This window comes from Prochlorococcus marinus str. GP2 (genome assembly GCF_000759885.1).
GTDB classification, from domain to species: Bacteria; Cyanobacteriota; Cyanobacteriia; order PCC-6307; family Cyanobiaceae; genus Prochlorococcus_A; species Prochlorococcus_A marinus_J.
This window is the reverse complement of sequence record NZ_JNAH01000007.1, coordinates 79,858-94,143: the sequence shown is the minus strand read 5'-3', so window position 1 is coordinate 94,143 and position 14,286 is coordinate 79,858. Positions and strand designations below refer to the sequence as shown.

Sequence of the window (14,286 nt, the reverse complement as noted above, 5' to 3'; positions counted from 1 at the left end):
CTTATTTTAAGATGATCAAACTTTTTAATACTTTAAGCAAAAAAGTTGAGGTTTTTAAGCCTATTGATGATGTAGTAAAAATTTATTGTTGTGGGGTAACTGTTTATGATTTATGTCATCTTGGTCATGCCAGAAGTTATATCGCTTGGGATGTATTGAGAAGATTCTTAATTTACAGTGATTTCAAAGTAAAGTATGTTCAAAATTTTACAGATATTGATGACAAGATCTTAAAAAGAGCGAAAGAAGAACGCAGTTCAATGAAGGAAGTATCTGAAAAGAATATCATTGAATTTCATGAAGATATGGATTCTTTAGGGATAATGCGTCCGGATAGTATGCCAAGAGCAACGAATCATATATGCAATATCTGCTCCTTCATCACAATCCTTGAGGACAAAGGTTATGCATACTCTAGAGATGGAGACGTTTATTATTCTGTTTTCAAAAATAAAAATTATGGAAAGCTAAGTAATCAAAATTTACAAGAACAAAATATAAATCAGCAAGGAAGAATGGTTAATGAGGAAAATAGTAAAAAACTTAATCCGCAGGATTTTGCGCTCTGGAAAAAAGCCAAAGATGATGAACCATTTTTTGATTCGCCATGGGGTAAAGGTAGGCCAGGATGGCATATTGAATGTTCGGCGATGGTTAAAGATGAATTAGGAGATACTATAGATATCCATTTAGGTGGTTCTGATTTGATTTTTCCACATCATGAGAATGAAATCGCCCAATCAGAAGCAGCCAATGGCAAAAAGCTAGCTAACTATTGGTTACACAATGGGATGGTGAATGTAAATGGACAAAAGATGAGTAAATCCCTTAAAAATTTTAAAACTATCAGAGAGCTAATTAAGTCAGGTATAAGCCCTATGACTTTGCGATATTTTGTTATGACTGTGAATTATAGAAAACCACTTGATTTTACTGAAGAAGCTTTAAGGAGTGCTTCAGAAGCTTGGAAAAACATTAATGTAGCCCTTTCTTTTATGGATCTTACAAAAGGTGTTTTTAGATCTATTGATAAAGATGAATCTATCGAAGAAGAATATAAAGAGAAAATAAGTTTTGAATTATCACAAAAAAAGCTTAAATTTTCTGAGGCTCTGGGAAATGACCTCAATACAGCAGGTGCTATTGCAATTATTTACGATTTAGCGAAACCATTAAAAAACTTTTTAAACCAATTTCAAAGGGTTGAAGGTTTTAAAATAGACCCAAATCAAAAATTCTTTCTACTTGAAAATTTTAAAACTCTTGAGAAGTTGACAGAGGTACTTGGTCTTAAAAAAGAAGTTTTAGTAAAAGAAAGTAAAATAACAGAAGAAGAAATATCATCTCTTATTAATGAAAGATTGAAAGCAAAAATGGAAAAGAATTATGCGAAGGCCGATGAAATAAGAAATTTGTTAAAAGAAAAAGGTATTGAACTTATTGATCAATCAAAGGAAATAACAACATGGATAAGGGTCTAAATTTTAAGAAAAAAGCCAATTTGAAATTTTTGTTTTTTAAATACACCTTTAAATGGGAAGATATAAGAAATATCAGAGAAAATTGAAATACATTACTGTGCTTGGTTCTACTGGTTCAATAGGGACTCAAACTCTCGAAATAGCTAGTGAGCAGCCTGATAAGTTTAAAGCCGTAGCTCTTTCTGCAGGAAGAAATATTAATTTATTAACTGAACAAGTTAAAACACATAAACCAGAGGTAGTTGCAATTCAGGATGAAAGTCTTATAGAAGATTTAAAAGATAATATTAATAACTTAGATTTGGATGATGCTCCCTTGGTTTTAGGTGGAAAGCAAGGGATTAACGCAGTTGCAGCATGGGATAAGGCAGATACTGTGATAACAGGGATAGTAGGCTGTGCAGGCTTAATTCCAACAATGTCAGCAATTAATGCGGGGAAAAATATTGCACTTGCTAACAAAGAAACTTTAATTGCGGCAGGACCAATTGTTATTCCTGCACTAAAGAAAAATAATAGTAGGCTTTTACCTGCTGATTCAGAACACTCTGCTATCTTTCAATGTTTACAAGGATTACCTAATTATGAAAATACAGATTTTTCAACAGGAGAGATGCCTAAAGGTTTAAAAGCCATACATTTAACAGCTTCTGGTGGTGCTTTCAGAGATTGGGCCGTTGAGGATTTAAAGCATGTCACAGTGGAAGATGCGACTTCACATCCTAATTGGGATATGGGGAAAAAAATAACTGTAGATTCTGCAACTCTTATGAATAAAGGATTAGAAGTTATAGAAGCTCATTATTTATTTGGGACCTCTTACGAAAATATCGAAATAGTTATCCACCCTCAAAGTATTATTCATTCAATGATTGAGATGGAAGATTCTTCAGTATTAGCTCAATTAGGTTGGCCAGATATGAAACTACCTATTTTATATGCAATGAGTTGGCCTGAGAGATTTAAAACAAATTGGAAAAGATTAAACCTAAGTGAAATTGGAAAATTAACTTTTAAAGAGCCAGACGAGTTTAAATATCCATGCATGGGACTTGCCTATGCTGCAGGAAAATCTTCTGGAACTATGCCTGCAGTATTAAATGCTGCTAATGAAATGTCTGTTGAACAATTCCTCAAAGAAAAAATTTCTTTTCAAGAAATTCCAACTTTTATAAGTAAAGCTTGTGAATCACATATGGAGAATTTGAATTTGAGTCCCGAATTGGAGGATATTCTTGAAGTAGACAATTGGGCCAGACTTTTTGTTGAGCAAGAAATTAAAAAAGGGAAAAAATACGTAAGTATTGGATAAAAGTGAATATAAAAAAACATCTTTTACTATGCGCAACTCCCACAAAACAGAAATGCTTTAAAGGCAATGAAGGTCAAAAAACATGGGAATGTCTGAAAAAGACTTTAAAAAAATTTGAAAATGATCCCTCTACAAAAAACGTTCATATATTAAGATCAAAAGCTGACTGTTTAAGGGTATGTAAGAACGGCCCAATTCTTCTTATTTGGCCTGATGGTATTTGGTATGAGAAGGTTTCTCCAGAAAAAATTTCTGAAATTTTTACCTCACATATTATTAACGGTAAGCCAATAGAAAAATGGATTTTCAAAAAAACACCATTTTTAAATAGTCCTAGATACTTATGAACCAGTTCTTTACGACTTCGTCTGACCAGCAGCCATTAATCGAATGAAAACCATTATGACCTCCTTTTTCAGTTATAAAAATAGTTAATTTATCAATAGATTCTTTTCTTAAATTCAAAGTATCCTTATATGGAACCCAGGGATCATCCTTGGCATGAATAAAAAGCATTGGAGGTAACTTTTTTATTGAGTTTTGGATTCTAAAAATTGGAGAAGCTTTAATATAATAATCCTCTAAAGAATTAAATCCCCAACTAGGAGCTGTAAATTTCTGATCAAATTCTCTTATACTTTTTAAATTTCTAATTTTTATTCTTAATTTCTCGTTATCAAGGAGTTTGCCTTCATCATTAAATCCCTCCCATAACTGATTTTTTAAGCGGTGAAGTAACCATTTTTGGTAGATAGAATTTCTAGGTTTTTCAATACAGAGACTACATGAAGATAAATTTAAAGGGGTACTCACGCAGGCAAGGCCATCTAAAAGTTTTTCTCCTTTGTTTTCATCGTAATCTAGGCAGGCATTTAAAAGAATTGTTCCGCCTAAAGATAATCCAACTCCATAAATTGGAAGATTATTATTCCTTTTCATAAGATCTTTGAATTCTAAATTAATCAATTTTTTAAAATTATTAATTGCTGAAATAACATCACTGGAGCATCTAGCACAATAATTTCCTTTAGCCAAATATCTCGCTGATCCAGATCCTCTTAGATTTAATTTAAGAACTCCAAAACCATTATTTGCTAATTTCCTAGATATTCTTCTTAAACCAAACCGTTTAGTTGAGCCCCCTAAACCATGGGTAACGATTACAAAACCCCTAAGTAAGTTTAAGTTTTCAGGTAATTCTAAAAAACCTAAAAGATAATCACATTCAAATTTTTTAGAAAGAATTTTATTAATCGGAAAGAATATTTTTTTATTTTTTTTTGATTTACCAAAATCAATAACAAAAGTATCTCTCAAAGTTTGTAAGTCGCCACCTATCCAAGGTAAGACTTCTCGAAATGGCTTATTTTTTAAGTAATCTGAAAAACTAAAAGATATACTATTATTTCTCCCCAACTCCAAGATCCTTTAATTCTCCAATCAAATCATTCAGCACCTTTTTTGCATCACCAAAGACCATTGAGGTATTTGGCAGATCAAATAAATCATTTTTTATTCCGGAGTAACCTGCACTCATACCACGTTTAATTACAAATACAGTTCTTGCTTCCTGCACATCAAGAACTGGCATGCCATATAAAGGAGAAGAGCTATCATTTTTAGCTTGAGGATTAACCACATCATTTGCTCCTAAAACTAAGACAACATCCGTTGCTGGAAAATCAGGATTTACAACGTCCATCTCTTTAAGTTGTTCGTAAGGAACATCTGCTTCTGCTAAAAGTACATTCATATGTCCAGGCATCCTCCCTGCTACAGGATGAATTGCGTAAACAACTTCAATACCATTTTGCTCTAGTTTTTTTGTTACTTCCCTTAGAGTATGTTGAGCTTGAGCTACTGCCAGACCATAACCAGGAACAATAATTACCTTGTTGGCTGCCTCTAAAGTCAATGCGCATTCTTCAACACTACAAGAAGTTATATTTGTATATTCTCCTGAACCAGAAGAGGCTGTACTTTGTGCCGATAAAGATCCTCCAAAAAGAACTGAGACCAATGATCTATTCATACCCTTGCACATTACTTGAGTAAGTATTAGACCTGCCGCTCCAACCATTGCGCCTGCTACTATCAAAAGCTGACTATCTACAACGAAACCTGCTGCTGCTGCTGCAATCCCTGAATAACTATTTAATAAAGATATAACGACTGGCATATCAGCTCCACCAATTGGCAAAGTAACTCCAATACCTAATAAAGAAGAAACTATAATTAAAAGCCAAATAGAAATTGTATTGCCGTTTATCAAATCAAAAAAGGCTATCAAGGAAGCAACTGCAAAAACAATATTTACAAAATGTCTAACTTTGCTCTGAGTCCATCCTGGAGTTGACAACCAACCCTGTAACTTTGCCATCGCCACAATTGAACCTGTGAAAGTTATGGCACCAACAAATATAGAAATAGATATTGAAACTTCGTTAATCAGTGACTTAAAAAAATCAAGATTTTCTAAACTATTAGAAATAGGGAAAATAGCTACTCCTAAGGCCACCAAAAGTGATGACATTCCTCCACAGCCATTGAATAATGCCACTGTTTCAGGCATGGAGGTCATAGGTACTTTTTTTGCAAGAATTGCTCCGAATAAACTACCTATGATTGATCCAATTATTATCCAAATCCAAGACTGTACAGCAATTCCAGAAGTGCCTAAATAATAAGAAAGTAGTCCTACTACTGATAGCGACATTGCAAATGCAGCTAATCTATTGGCATCCCTTGCTGATTTTACTTTTGACAATCCTTTTATCCCTAAAGCCAGTAAAAGTACTGCTAGAAGGTCAATAACGAATTTAATGATTACAGGTAGATTCATTTTAAAAATTACTTCTTATTTGATGGTTTACGACTAAACATCGCGAGCATTCGATCAGTTACAAAGAAACCGCCTACAACGTTGAAAAGAGCAAATCCAAGAGAAACTGAACCAATGATTAAAAGTGGTAAGTTACCTTCTGCTTTTACAATTAAAGTCAAGGCTGCAAGCATTGTTATTCCCGAAATGGCATTTGCTCCACTCATTAGAGGTGTGTGAAGAGTAGGAGGAACTTTTCCAATTAACTCAAGGCCTAATAAACTACCAAGCAAAAGAACCCAAAGAAGACTTATAAAAGACATAATTTTAAAACCTCAATTTTCAAAAACTTTATTTTGAAGAACAACTCCTTCATCGCTTAATAAACATCCAGAAATGAGTTCATCCTCTTTATCTAATTTAATTACACCATCTTTTATAAATGGTGTAATCAAAGATGTTAAGTTCTTAGCATAAAGTGAACTTGCATCATAAGGAACTGAAGAGGGTAATTCGCCCGCTCCTATCAGTTTTACCCCATCTTTGATAATAGTTTCATTTGATTTTGTTCCTACGCAGTTACCTCCCTGAGAAACTGCTAAATCAATAATTACTGCACCAGGTCTCATTTTTTCAATCATGGGAGCGTCTATTAAAACAGGGGCCTTTTTACCTAGAACTTGTGCAGTACATATAGCAACATCAGCTTCAGATAAATATTTAGTTAAAGTAGCCTTCTGTTTTGAAAGGAATTCGGGTGTTACAGCTTTTGCATAACCTCCAGCTTCTCCAGGTTTTTCATCCACTTCAGGAAGTTCTATAAATCTTGCTCCGAGGGACTCAACTTGTTCTTTAACAGCAGGTCTAATATCAGATACAAATACTATTGCACCAAGTCTTTTTGCTGTAGCGACTGCCTGCAATCCTGCAACGCCACCACCAAGAACCACTACTTTAGCAGGTTGTACTGTGCCTGCTGCAGTCATAAGCATTGGGAAATATCTATCTAACTCACTTGCAGCTAAAAGAACTGCTTTATATCCAGCGATATTGGCCTGTGAAGAAAGAACATCAGAAGATTGCGCTCTACTAATCCTCGGAAGCAATTCTAGTGATAAAGCTGAAATCTTATTACTATTTATAATCTTGAGAAGCTCCTTATTACCATATGGGTTAAGAAGACCAAGAAGAACCGCACCTTTCTTTAATTTAGTTAAATTATCCTCTGATGGAGTTTGAACACAAAATATTAGGTCAGCTTCACCCCAAATTTTTTGATCTAAGTTACTTATTATTGTTCCACCCGATTCTTCATATGACAAGTCACTAAATCCTGATAATTTTCCCGCTGAACTTTCAATATAAACATCACATCCAAGGCTTTTTAATTTCTTTACCGCTTCTGGAGTAGCTGAAACTCTCTTTTCACCAGAGCTTTTTTCGGAAGGAATAAGTATCTTTGTCAATTTATTTATTTTTTTTAACATACTAAATATAAATTGAAGAAAGTCAAAAGTCTTGGATTTTTGTTAAAAATATATTTTCTTTTCTATAAAAAATAGCTATCTAGAATATATAGGTACTAAACATTCCAATGAGTATAAAAGCAATCGAATGTCCAGATGGAGTATGTCACAGTCATCATGGTGGTCATGCTGTTCCAAGACAAGCTATGCAGAAAAATCTAGAAAAGCATGGTAAGGACTGGTGCGAAAAATTAGCAGAGAGAATTTATGAAATGTCGGTTGATACTTATTCACAGACAGTCATGCCTAGTCTCCACTCAGCAGGTTGGCAAAGAAGACATTTAGATTGGGAATTTAAGCTCGCAGAAAATGATTCTGAACCTGATGAAGCTCTTGTTGAAGGAATTATTAATGCCACTGAAAGCTTTCTAAGAAGTAGTGAGGTGCATCGATTATTTATTCAGGAATTAGTCCAGGGCACATTTGAGGAAGCAAATGACAAAAAAATAATTTCTAAAGCAATAAAATCTATCATTGAAGAGGAAATTGTCATTTCATTAAGAGAAAAGAAAGAATCTCTTTTAAAAAAAATATCCGCAAAATTAATTTCAGAAGAAAAAGTTAGTGAGGAACTTGCAATAAATTCAGCTAAAGAGGGTTTTGAGGAAGTTGAAAGATTACTCGCAAATCACAGCGAGGCAGTTTAAACCTATTTCTTTATATTTTCTTTTTAATTCACTCAAATATTGGCTCAAATATAAATTAAAGATTAAATTATTGTTTGGAAATACAAAGTTGTAACTTATTAGACAATACATTGGTTCTCTAATGTGTTTATCTATATACAACTTAAATCTTTCGATGGACAATTTCATAAGAAAAAGGATCGACATAGCCACCTGTTGGGCAACCAATAGAATTTCTGCAATGGACACTTTAGAAAGGTATGAAGATAGTTATGCAATCGCAGAAGAATTTAGAGAGTGGATATTACATATTGGAGAAAAGAAGGAAAATTTAAAAGATTCTGTTTTAAATTTCCCAAAGGAATTAAAAAAGTTATTAGACCAAAAAGTCAACGATTGAGTAATAAATCTATCGAGTGAAATCCGCCCTACATTATTTGGGTTAGTTTATTATCATTAATAAAGAAATTAGCAAATAAATGGAAAATAAAGAGAAGATTTCAAACGTAGAAAATGTTGTAATTATAGGTTCGGGACCTGCAGGATACACCGCTGCTATATATGCCGCACGAGCAAATCTTCAACCATTACTTGTAACAGGATTTAATTCTGGTGGAATTCCTGGTGGGCAATTAATGACTACAACATTTGTTGAAAATTATCCAGGGTTCCCAGATGGTGTACTGGGTCCTGAATTGATGGATCTAATGAAGGCTCAAGCAGAAAGATGGGGCACTAATTTATACGAAAGTGATGTAGTCTCAATTAATACCGATTCACATCCCTTTGAATTAAAAACTTTAGAAGGAACTATAAAATCTAACTCAATTATTATTGCAACTGGAGCAAGTGCAAATAGATTAGGCGTAATTAATGAAGATAAATTCTGGAGTAAAGGAATAAGTGCTTGTGCAATATGTGATGGAGCCACCCCACAATTTAGAGATGAAGAATTAGCTGTTATTGGAGGGGGCGACTCTGCATGTGAAGAAGCAGCATATCTCACAAAGTATGGAAGCAAGGTGCATTTGATTGTTCGATCAGAAAAATTAAGGGCTAGCGCAGCAATGGTTGATAGAGTAAAAGCTAATCCGAAGATAGAAATTCATTGGAACACAAAAGTTGATAAAGCGGATGGTACTGAATGGCTTGAGAGAATAGAAACTATTAACTCTCAAGAAGGTAAAGGGGAAATCAATATAAAAGGTCTTTTTTACGCGATAGGGCACACACCTAATACGAAATTCTTGGGCAACAAAATTGATTTAGATAATAAAGGCTATATTGCTTGCAAATCAGGAAGGCCAGAAACATCTATTGAAGGCATCTATGCTGCAGGTGATGTTGTTGATTCTGAGTGGAGACAAGGAGTTACCGCTGCAGGAACTGGATGCATGGCAGCATTAGCTACTGAAAGATGGCTAGCCGAGAAAAACTTAGCAAAAACTATAGTCAGAGAAACACCAGAACCAGAAAAAAAGCTTAATTCATCAGATTTTAATGAAGAAGAAGTTAATGAAGATACTTTCAATTCAAATTCTGAATGGCAAAAAGGCAGTTATGCATTAAGGAAACTTTATCACGAGAGTAAAAAACCTATCTTAGTAATTTTTAGTTCTCCAAGTTGCGGTCCATGTCATGTTTTGAAACCTCAGCTAAAAAGGGTAATTAAAGAACTTGATGGTGCAGTTCTTGGCGTTGAAATAGATATTGAAAAAGATCAAGATATTGCAAAACAAGCTGGTATTAATGGCACACCAACAGTTCAACTTTTTAAAGAAAAATTATTAAAAAAACAATGGCAAGGTGTTAAACAAAGAAGTGAGTTTAAAGAAGCGATAAAAAATATTATCTAAATTAACTTTTTATTTATTATTTCTCTTGGGATTATTTTTATTAGTAGTAGGTCTAGCACCGCCTGCATTCCTCTCTCTATAAGTTATCCTTCCTCTAGAAAGATCATAAGGACTTATCTCAACTAACACTTTGTCTCCAGCTAATAATTTAATTCTAAATTTAGTCAATTTACCTGCAGCTCGACATAAACATTGATGTCCTTCAGGTTGTTCTAAGGTAACCAAATAAAATCCATTCCCCTGCTCTTTTTCTATTACACCTGAAGTTTCAATCATTAATTAATCTTTTACTAAGTACATATTATCAGAAAAAGATTGGCCAAAATTGATTAAAAAAAATTACATACGTAAAAATATGCAATTCAATTCAAATTGAAAATTTAATTTCATTAATTATTTGAAGTTGTCCATAGTAAAAATTTGCTTTCGCAATTTTTTCAGAATCTTCTAATTGATCAAAAAAAACAAACCCAAGGCTTTCCCATAATGAAGATCCGCAAACATTATTCAATTCATTTTTTGCTTCTTTTGCAAAATTATCTAGTTTTCGTTCAAGGTTTTTAGACTTAGAAACAGACATAGGTAAATAAATTTTAATATAGTACAAATATACTATCTGATTCTAAAATTGCAACATTAAAAAGGTAATCTCTTTTTTTCCTCAATATTAAGATCTGCTTCCATTTCCCTTAATCTTTTAAGTATTTGTTGATAGTACTCCTTTATATAACTCTCTAGTGAGGTCATATCCTCTTTTTTAAGTTCCAATATTTCGTAAGTTTTGCTCATGTCAGCATCTAATGATTCACCACTACTAGTTACTTCAGCGAAAGCCAATCTCTCAGCAACATTAAGAGAATCTTGGAAAAAGGAAACTACTTTTTGAGTGACACTTATAAGGAAGGGGGAAACTCTAAAAATTTTCGCTTTTTTTTCACTAAATTTTTCACATAAAGATATAACTTCATTTGAATCCCATGCTTTGGGACCTACTAATGGTAATGATGTTTTGTGAGTTTTTGGATTATTTACTGCTGCTACAACAACTTTCGCCATATCTTGAGTATTCATATAAGCAATTTTAGTTGGAGTCCCACTCATCCAAACTGCCTGGCTATCCAAGATTGGGATTGCGAATTGACCAATAACTCCTTGCATAAAAGCAGCACATTTGAAAATTGTATAGTCTAAATCAGATTTTTCAAGAAGTTTTTCAGTGCAAAATTTAATGTCCATTAAAGGAACATTTCTAAACTTTTCTGTTAAGAGGATAGAAAGGAATATTACCCTTTTTACGTTTAAAGATTCGCAAGCATTGAATAAATTAAGTTTTCCATCCCAATCAATTTCATAAATACTTTTAGGATCATCTGGCCTACTAGTCGCTGCATCAATAACTACTTCAATATCTTGCAATGCATATTCGATATCAGAAGAATTTAATAAATTACCTTTTGTTAGTTCACAACCCCATTCTTGTAGAAAGGAAGCTTTTCTTGGATTTCTTACAAAGCATCTTACTTCATGTCCCTCTTCTATAGCTTGCTTCGCTATTTGTCTACCAAGTGTACCTGTTGCTCCTACTAAAAGAATCTTCATACTTAAGATTTACTTAACTTTAAGACCATAACTCAAATTGTGATGTATCCGTGAGAATCAGTCTCCCTGAAACTTTAATAACAAAGCGCCACCAACTAATCCTATTGGTATCAGTATCCAAAAAACTGCTGCAATACTAAAAATTTCTTTAGCCATAGTAAAATTGAATCATTACTATAATTTACATTCAAAATACATTTATTTGTTAAAAATGTAGATAATTCAAATATCTTGAAAATTTTTGAATATATGAATAATAATTTTAAAAAAAATATAAACATTCCTAACTACTGGAATTGGAATGGTTTTAAAATTTGTTGGAGTGTTACAGGCGAAGAGAATGAGATTCCAATTATCTTTCTCCATGGATTTGGAGCAAGTCGAAAACATTGGAGAAACAATTTAGAGTATTTTGCGAAAAAGAATTTTGCCTCTTATTCATTGGATTTAATAGGATTTGGGGATTCAGATCAACCTGGGATTAGACAAATTGGAAAATTAAATAATGAGATTTGGTGTGATCAAGTGAAAGACTTTATTGCACAGGTAATAAGACCAAAGAATTCTGGGAAAGTAATTCTTATTGGCAATTCCCTTGGATCACTAGTTGCTTTAACATGTGCTGTTTCATTAGAGGATCAGATTGCAACTGTTATTGCATCGCCTTTGCCAGATCAAATTCAAGAAAATAAAAAGTCAAAAATAAAAAAATCACCACTAAAGAAATTTCAAGATGGATTAATAACAATATTTTTTTTGTTTTTCCCTTTGGAGATTATTTTATTTTTAATAACTAAATTAGGGGTTATAAAACTGGGATTAAATTCTGCCTATTTCAAAAAAGACAATATTGATGGCGAACTAATAGATTTGGTGAAAAAACCAGTTTTAAGGAGAACTTCAGCTAGATCATTGAGGGCAATGTGTATTGGAATGTCCACAAGAGATGAAAAATTAAAATCTTCATACCTTTTAAGAAAACTTAGCACCTCAAAAAAGGTCCCTTTTCTATTGATTTGGGGGGATAAAGATAATTTCATACCTTTGTTTCTTGGTAAAAAGATTGCAAATTTCCATAGATGGGTAAAATTAAAAATAGTATCCAATTCAGGACATTGTATCCATGATGAAGATCCTTCAGTCTTCAATAAGATTTCTTATGAATGGATTAGAGATTTAAAAACCTTTTAAAATATGAAACATACACTTTCGGTTCTTGTAGAAGACGAATCTGGAGCTTTGAGTAGAATCTCAGGTCTTTTTGCTAGAAGGGGATTCAACATAGATAGTCTTGCAGTAGGGCCTGCAGAGTCCAAAGGGATTTCGAGATTAACTATGGTTGTAGAAGGTGACGACGAAACTCTTCAACAAATGACTAAGCAACTTAACAAGTTATTTAATGTTCTTGGAGTTGTTGATTTCACTAATCTAGCTGCTGTGGAAAGAGAATTGATGTTACTAAAAGTTTCATCGAAAGAAGATACTAGAAGTAATATCCTAGATATAGTTCAAATATTTCGAGCAAAAGTTGTTGACGTTTCAGATATAGCATTGACCCTTGAAGTTGTTGGAGACCCCGGAAAATTAGTTGCTTTAGAGAAATTACTCGAACCTTATGGAATACTTGAAATTGCAAGAACTGGTAAAGTAGCTCTAAAACGTTCTTCAGGTGTTAATACAGAAATGTTAAAAATCAACAAATATTCTCTAGAAATTTAATTAGTTATCTTGACTTCTTTAATAAAGTCTTCTTTCTTAATTTTTTCAAGTATATCTATTCCTTTAATAACTTTTCCAAAAATTGAATATCTTCCATCTAGTTCTGGAAGCTTATTAGTTACAAAAAAAAATTCAGTAGAAGAAGAGTTATTTTTACCGCTTTTTACCATTGCGATAGAACCTCTCTCAAAAGAATTAACTAAATTCTCAGTTTCGGAAGGATTTTTTATTTGATAGCTATATCTGGGTTTAATTTCTTTTTGGAATTTTATTTCTAAGGGGATTGAAGGATTTTTCTTATTTAGTTTCTTATTTCCTTCAATATAAAATGTATTTTTAGGATTAACACCACTATGAACAAATTTTAGTTGAGGATAATTTATTATTTTATAAAATTTTTGGTTTTCATAAATATTTTTTTCTATGTTTTCTACAAAATTTGATACTGTTAATGGGTTATCCTTTCCAAATAATTTGACCTCAAAATTACCTTTTGAAGTCTTAAAAAGAGCTATTTTATTTTTTTTGATGCAAGTTAATTGAAGTTTTTGGCAGTGGTAATTTGAAATAATCTCATTTTTATTACTACATGCTGGCAACAAAATTAAAACTTGTATATAAGCAAATGCTTTTAATAAATAATTTTTTTTTATTTTAGACCCTCCAAATTAACATTCAAAAATTTAGCCAGCCGAGCTCCTTCTTCTTCAACTTGAAGTAGTGGTTTAAGTTCACCTGCTCCGCTTAGAGGGAGAGGTTTTTTTCTACCTTTGAGAACTAATGCAATTCTCCTCCTAGGATTGAATCCCTCACTTATATCCAACTTTACTGATTTTATTTCATCGAAATTCAATTTAACTTCAATATCTTTAAAAAAACCTTTTCTTTTTATTTCAACAGATTTTGATGATTTATCAAAAGAATTACTTCCCGAACCAAAGTTTATGTAAACCAAATACCATAAGTAAAAATTCAATAAATTGGCTATTACTCCGTATGCTCCCATTATTATTCCTTGAGGTATAAATAATAAACTTGAAGGATTTCCTAAAGGTAATAGATCCCTTCCTGTATAGCTAGATATAGAGGCCAATACAAAACCAATTCCTCCTATCGTCAGCATTCCACCAATAATGTAATTTGAAATTTTTCTTGATCCACCAATTTTTTGCTCGATTTTATCGAATGACTTAAGGTCTGAATTCATTTTTATTTTTAGAGCCTAATTAAGATAACTTAACAAATTAAGGGGGTATTCTTACCTAATTTTTAATAAAAAAGTCAGGAAAGCTTTACAAGGCATTTCAGATATACGAATATTTCCCCACATTACTCTCAATCTTTGT

General features: G+C 32.6%; 18 protein-coding genes. 8 read left to right on the top strand and 10 right to left on the bottom strand.

All coding sequences use genetic code 11. The annotated features are described in order from the left end of the window. The first annotated feature begins 11 nt into the window (after positions 1-11). The 3 genes from cysS to EU91_RS02565 all read left to right on the top strand — a co-directional run bounded on the left by cysS (position 12) and on the right by EU91_RS02565 (position 3,140). Positions 12-1,481, top strand: a complete 1,470-nt coding sequence (gene cysS / locus EU91_RS02555; protein WP_032524779.1) for a cysteine--tRNA ligase — start codon at positions 12-14, stop codon at positions 1,479-1,481. Between the two features lie 82 nt (positions 1,482-1,563). Then, a complete protein-coding gene (locus EU91_RS02560; protein ID WP_032524829.1) occupies positions 1,564-2,793 on the top strand; it encodes a 1-deoxy-D-xylulose-5-phosphate reductoisomerase in 1,230 nt (409 codons plus the stop codon). 2 nt (positions 2,794-2,795) lie between these two features. Continuing rightward, positions 2,796-3,140: a (2Fe-2S) ferredoxin domain-containing protein gene (locus EU91_RS02565; RefSeq protein ID WP_032524778.1), complete on the top strand. Its 345-nt coding sequence runs from the start codon at positions 2,796-2,798 to the stop codon at positions 3,138-3,140. On the opposite strand, the gene EU91_RS02570 is transcribed toward EU91_RS02565, so the two are convergent. From EU91_RS02570 to EU91_RS02585, 4 genes are read right to left on the bottom strand one after another with little or no spacing between them, the layout of a single operon-like run. Continuing rightward, positions 3,127-4,215: a YheT family hydrolase gene (locus tag EU91_RS02570; RefSeq protein ID WP_032524777.1), complete on the bottom strand. Its 1,089-nt coding sequence runs from the start codon at positions 4,213-4,215 to the stop codon at positions 3,127-3,129. The two genes, EU91_RS02565 and EU91_RS02570, sit on opposite strands and share 14 nt — an antisense overlap. Next, positions 4,196-5,635, bottom strand: a complete 1,440-nt coding sequence (locus EU91_RS02575) for an NAD(P)(+) transhydrogenase (Re/Si-specific) subunit beta (protein ID WP_032524776.1) — start codon at positions 5,633-5,635, stop codon at positions 4,196-4,198. Before EU91_RS02575 ends, EU91_RS02570 begins: the two co-directional genes overlap by 20 nt. 8 nt (positions 5,636-5,643) lie before the next feature. Next, a complete protein-coding gene (locus tag EU91_RS02580; protein WP_025926772.1) occupies positions 5,644-5,937 on the bottom strand; it encodes an NAD(P) transhydrogenase subunit alpha in 294 nt (97 codons plus the stop codon). A gap of 12 nt (positions 5,938-5,949) precedes the next feature. Next, positions 5,950-7,080, bottom strand: coding sequence for a Re/Si-specific NAD(P)(+) transhydrogenase subunit alpha (locus EU91_RS02585; protein WP_032524828.1), 1,131 nt, complete (start codon positions 7,078-7,080; stop codon positions 5,950-5,952). 128 nt (positions 7,081-7,208) lie between these two features. Here EU91_RS02585 and EU91_RS02590 point away from each other — a divergent pair, with 128 nt between their 5' ends. The 3 genes from EU91_RS02590 (at position 7,209) to trxB (ending at position 9,622) form a co-directional block, all read left to right on the top strand. Continuing rightward, positions 7,209-7,787, top strand: a complete 579-nt coding sequence (locus tag EU91_RS02590) for a hypothetical protein (protein ID WP_025906688.1) — start codon at positions 7,209-7,211, stop codon at positions 7,785-7,787. 154 nt (positions 7,788-7,941) lie between these two features. Then, entirely contained in the window at positions 7,942-8,166 is a 225-nt protein-coding gene (locus EU91_RS0108755; RefSeq protein WP_032524775.1) for a hypothetical protein, read from the top strand. Between the two features lie 79 nt (positions 8,167-8,245). After that, positions 8,246-9,622 carry a thioredoxin-disulfide reductase gene (gene trxB / locus EU91_RS02595; RefSeq protein WP_032524774.1) on the top strand — a complete coding sequence of 459 codons (1,377 nt, stop codon included), beginning with the start codon at positions 8,246-8,248 and terminating at the stop codon, positions 9,620-9,622. Between the two features lie 9 nt (positions 9,623-9,631). Here trxB and infA read toward each other — a convergent pair whose 3' ends face one another. The 4 genes from infA to petM form a co-directional block, all read right to left on the bottom strand. Next, positions 9,632-9,898 (bottom strand): translation initiation factor IF-1, encoded by a 267-nt coding sequence (infA, locus tag EU91_RS02600; protein WP_025906690.1) that lies wholly within the window; start codon positions 9,896-9,898, stop codon positions 9,632-9,634. A 91-nt stretch (positions 9,899-9,989) separates the two neighbouring features. Further along, entirely contained in the window at positions 9,990-10,202 is a 213-nt protein-coding gene (locus EU91_RS02605; RefSeq protein WP_002807551.1) for a hypothetical protein, read from the bottom strand. A 56-nt stretch (positions 10,203-10,258) separates the two neighbouring features. Next, positions 10,259-11,221, bottom strand: coding sequence for an NAD(P)H-binding protein (locus EU91_RS02610; protein WP_032524773.1), 963 nt, complete (start codon positions 11,219-11,221; stop codon positions 10,259-10,261). Positions 11,222-11,278: 57 nt separating this feature from the next. After that, the gene (gene petM / locus EU91_RS0108750) at positions 11,279-11,377 is read right to left on the bottom strand and encodes a cytochrome b6-f complex subunit PetM (protein WP_011132786.1); all 99 of its coding nucleotides are present in this window, start codon (positions 11,375-11,377) and stop codon (positions 11,279-11,281) included. 93 nt (positions 11,378-11,470) lie between these two features. Here petM and EU91_RS02615 point away from each other — a divergent pair, with 93 nt between their 5' ends. Further along, the gene (locus tag EU91_RS02615; protein WP_032524772.1) at positions 11,471-12,412 is read left to right on the top strand and encodes an alpha/beta fold hydrolase; all 942 of its coding nucleotides are present in this window, start codon (positions 11,471-11,473) and stop codon (positions 12,410-12,412) included. Between the two features lie 3 nt (positions 12,413-12,415). After that, the gene (gene ilvN, locus EU91_RS02620; RefSeq protein ID WP_012008031.1) at positions 12,416-12,940 is read left to right on the top strand and encodes an acetolactate synthase small subunit; all 525 of its coding nucleotides are present in this window, start codon (positions 12,416-12,418) and stop codon (positions 12,938-12,940) included. Here ilvN and EU91_RS02625 read toward each other — a convergent pair. Continuing rightward, complete coding sequence (locus tag EU91_RS02625; RefSeq protein WP_032524771.1) at positions 12,937-13,542, bottom strand: peptidylprolyl isomerase; 606 nt, start codon at positions 13,540-13,542, stop codon at positions 12,937-12,939. The genes ilvN and EU91_RS02625 overlap by 4 nt on opposite strands. Positions 13,543-13,589: 47 nt before the next feature. Next, positions 13,590-14,147, bottom strand: coding sequence for a photosystem I assembly protein Ycf4 (locus EU91_RS02630; RefSeq protein WP_032524770.1), 558 nt, complete (start codon positions 14,145-14,147; stop codon positions 13,590-13,592). Positions 14,148-14,286 lie beyond the last annotated feature (139 nt).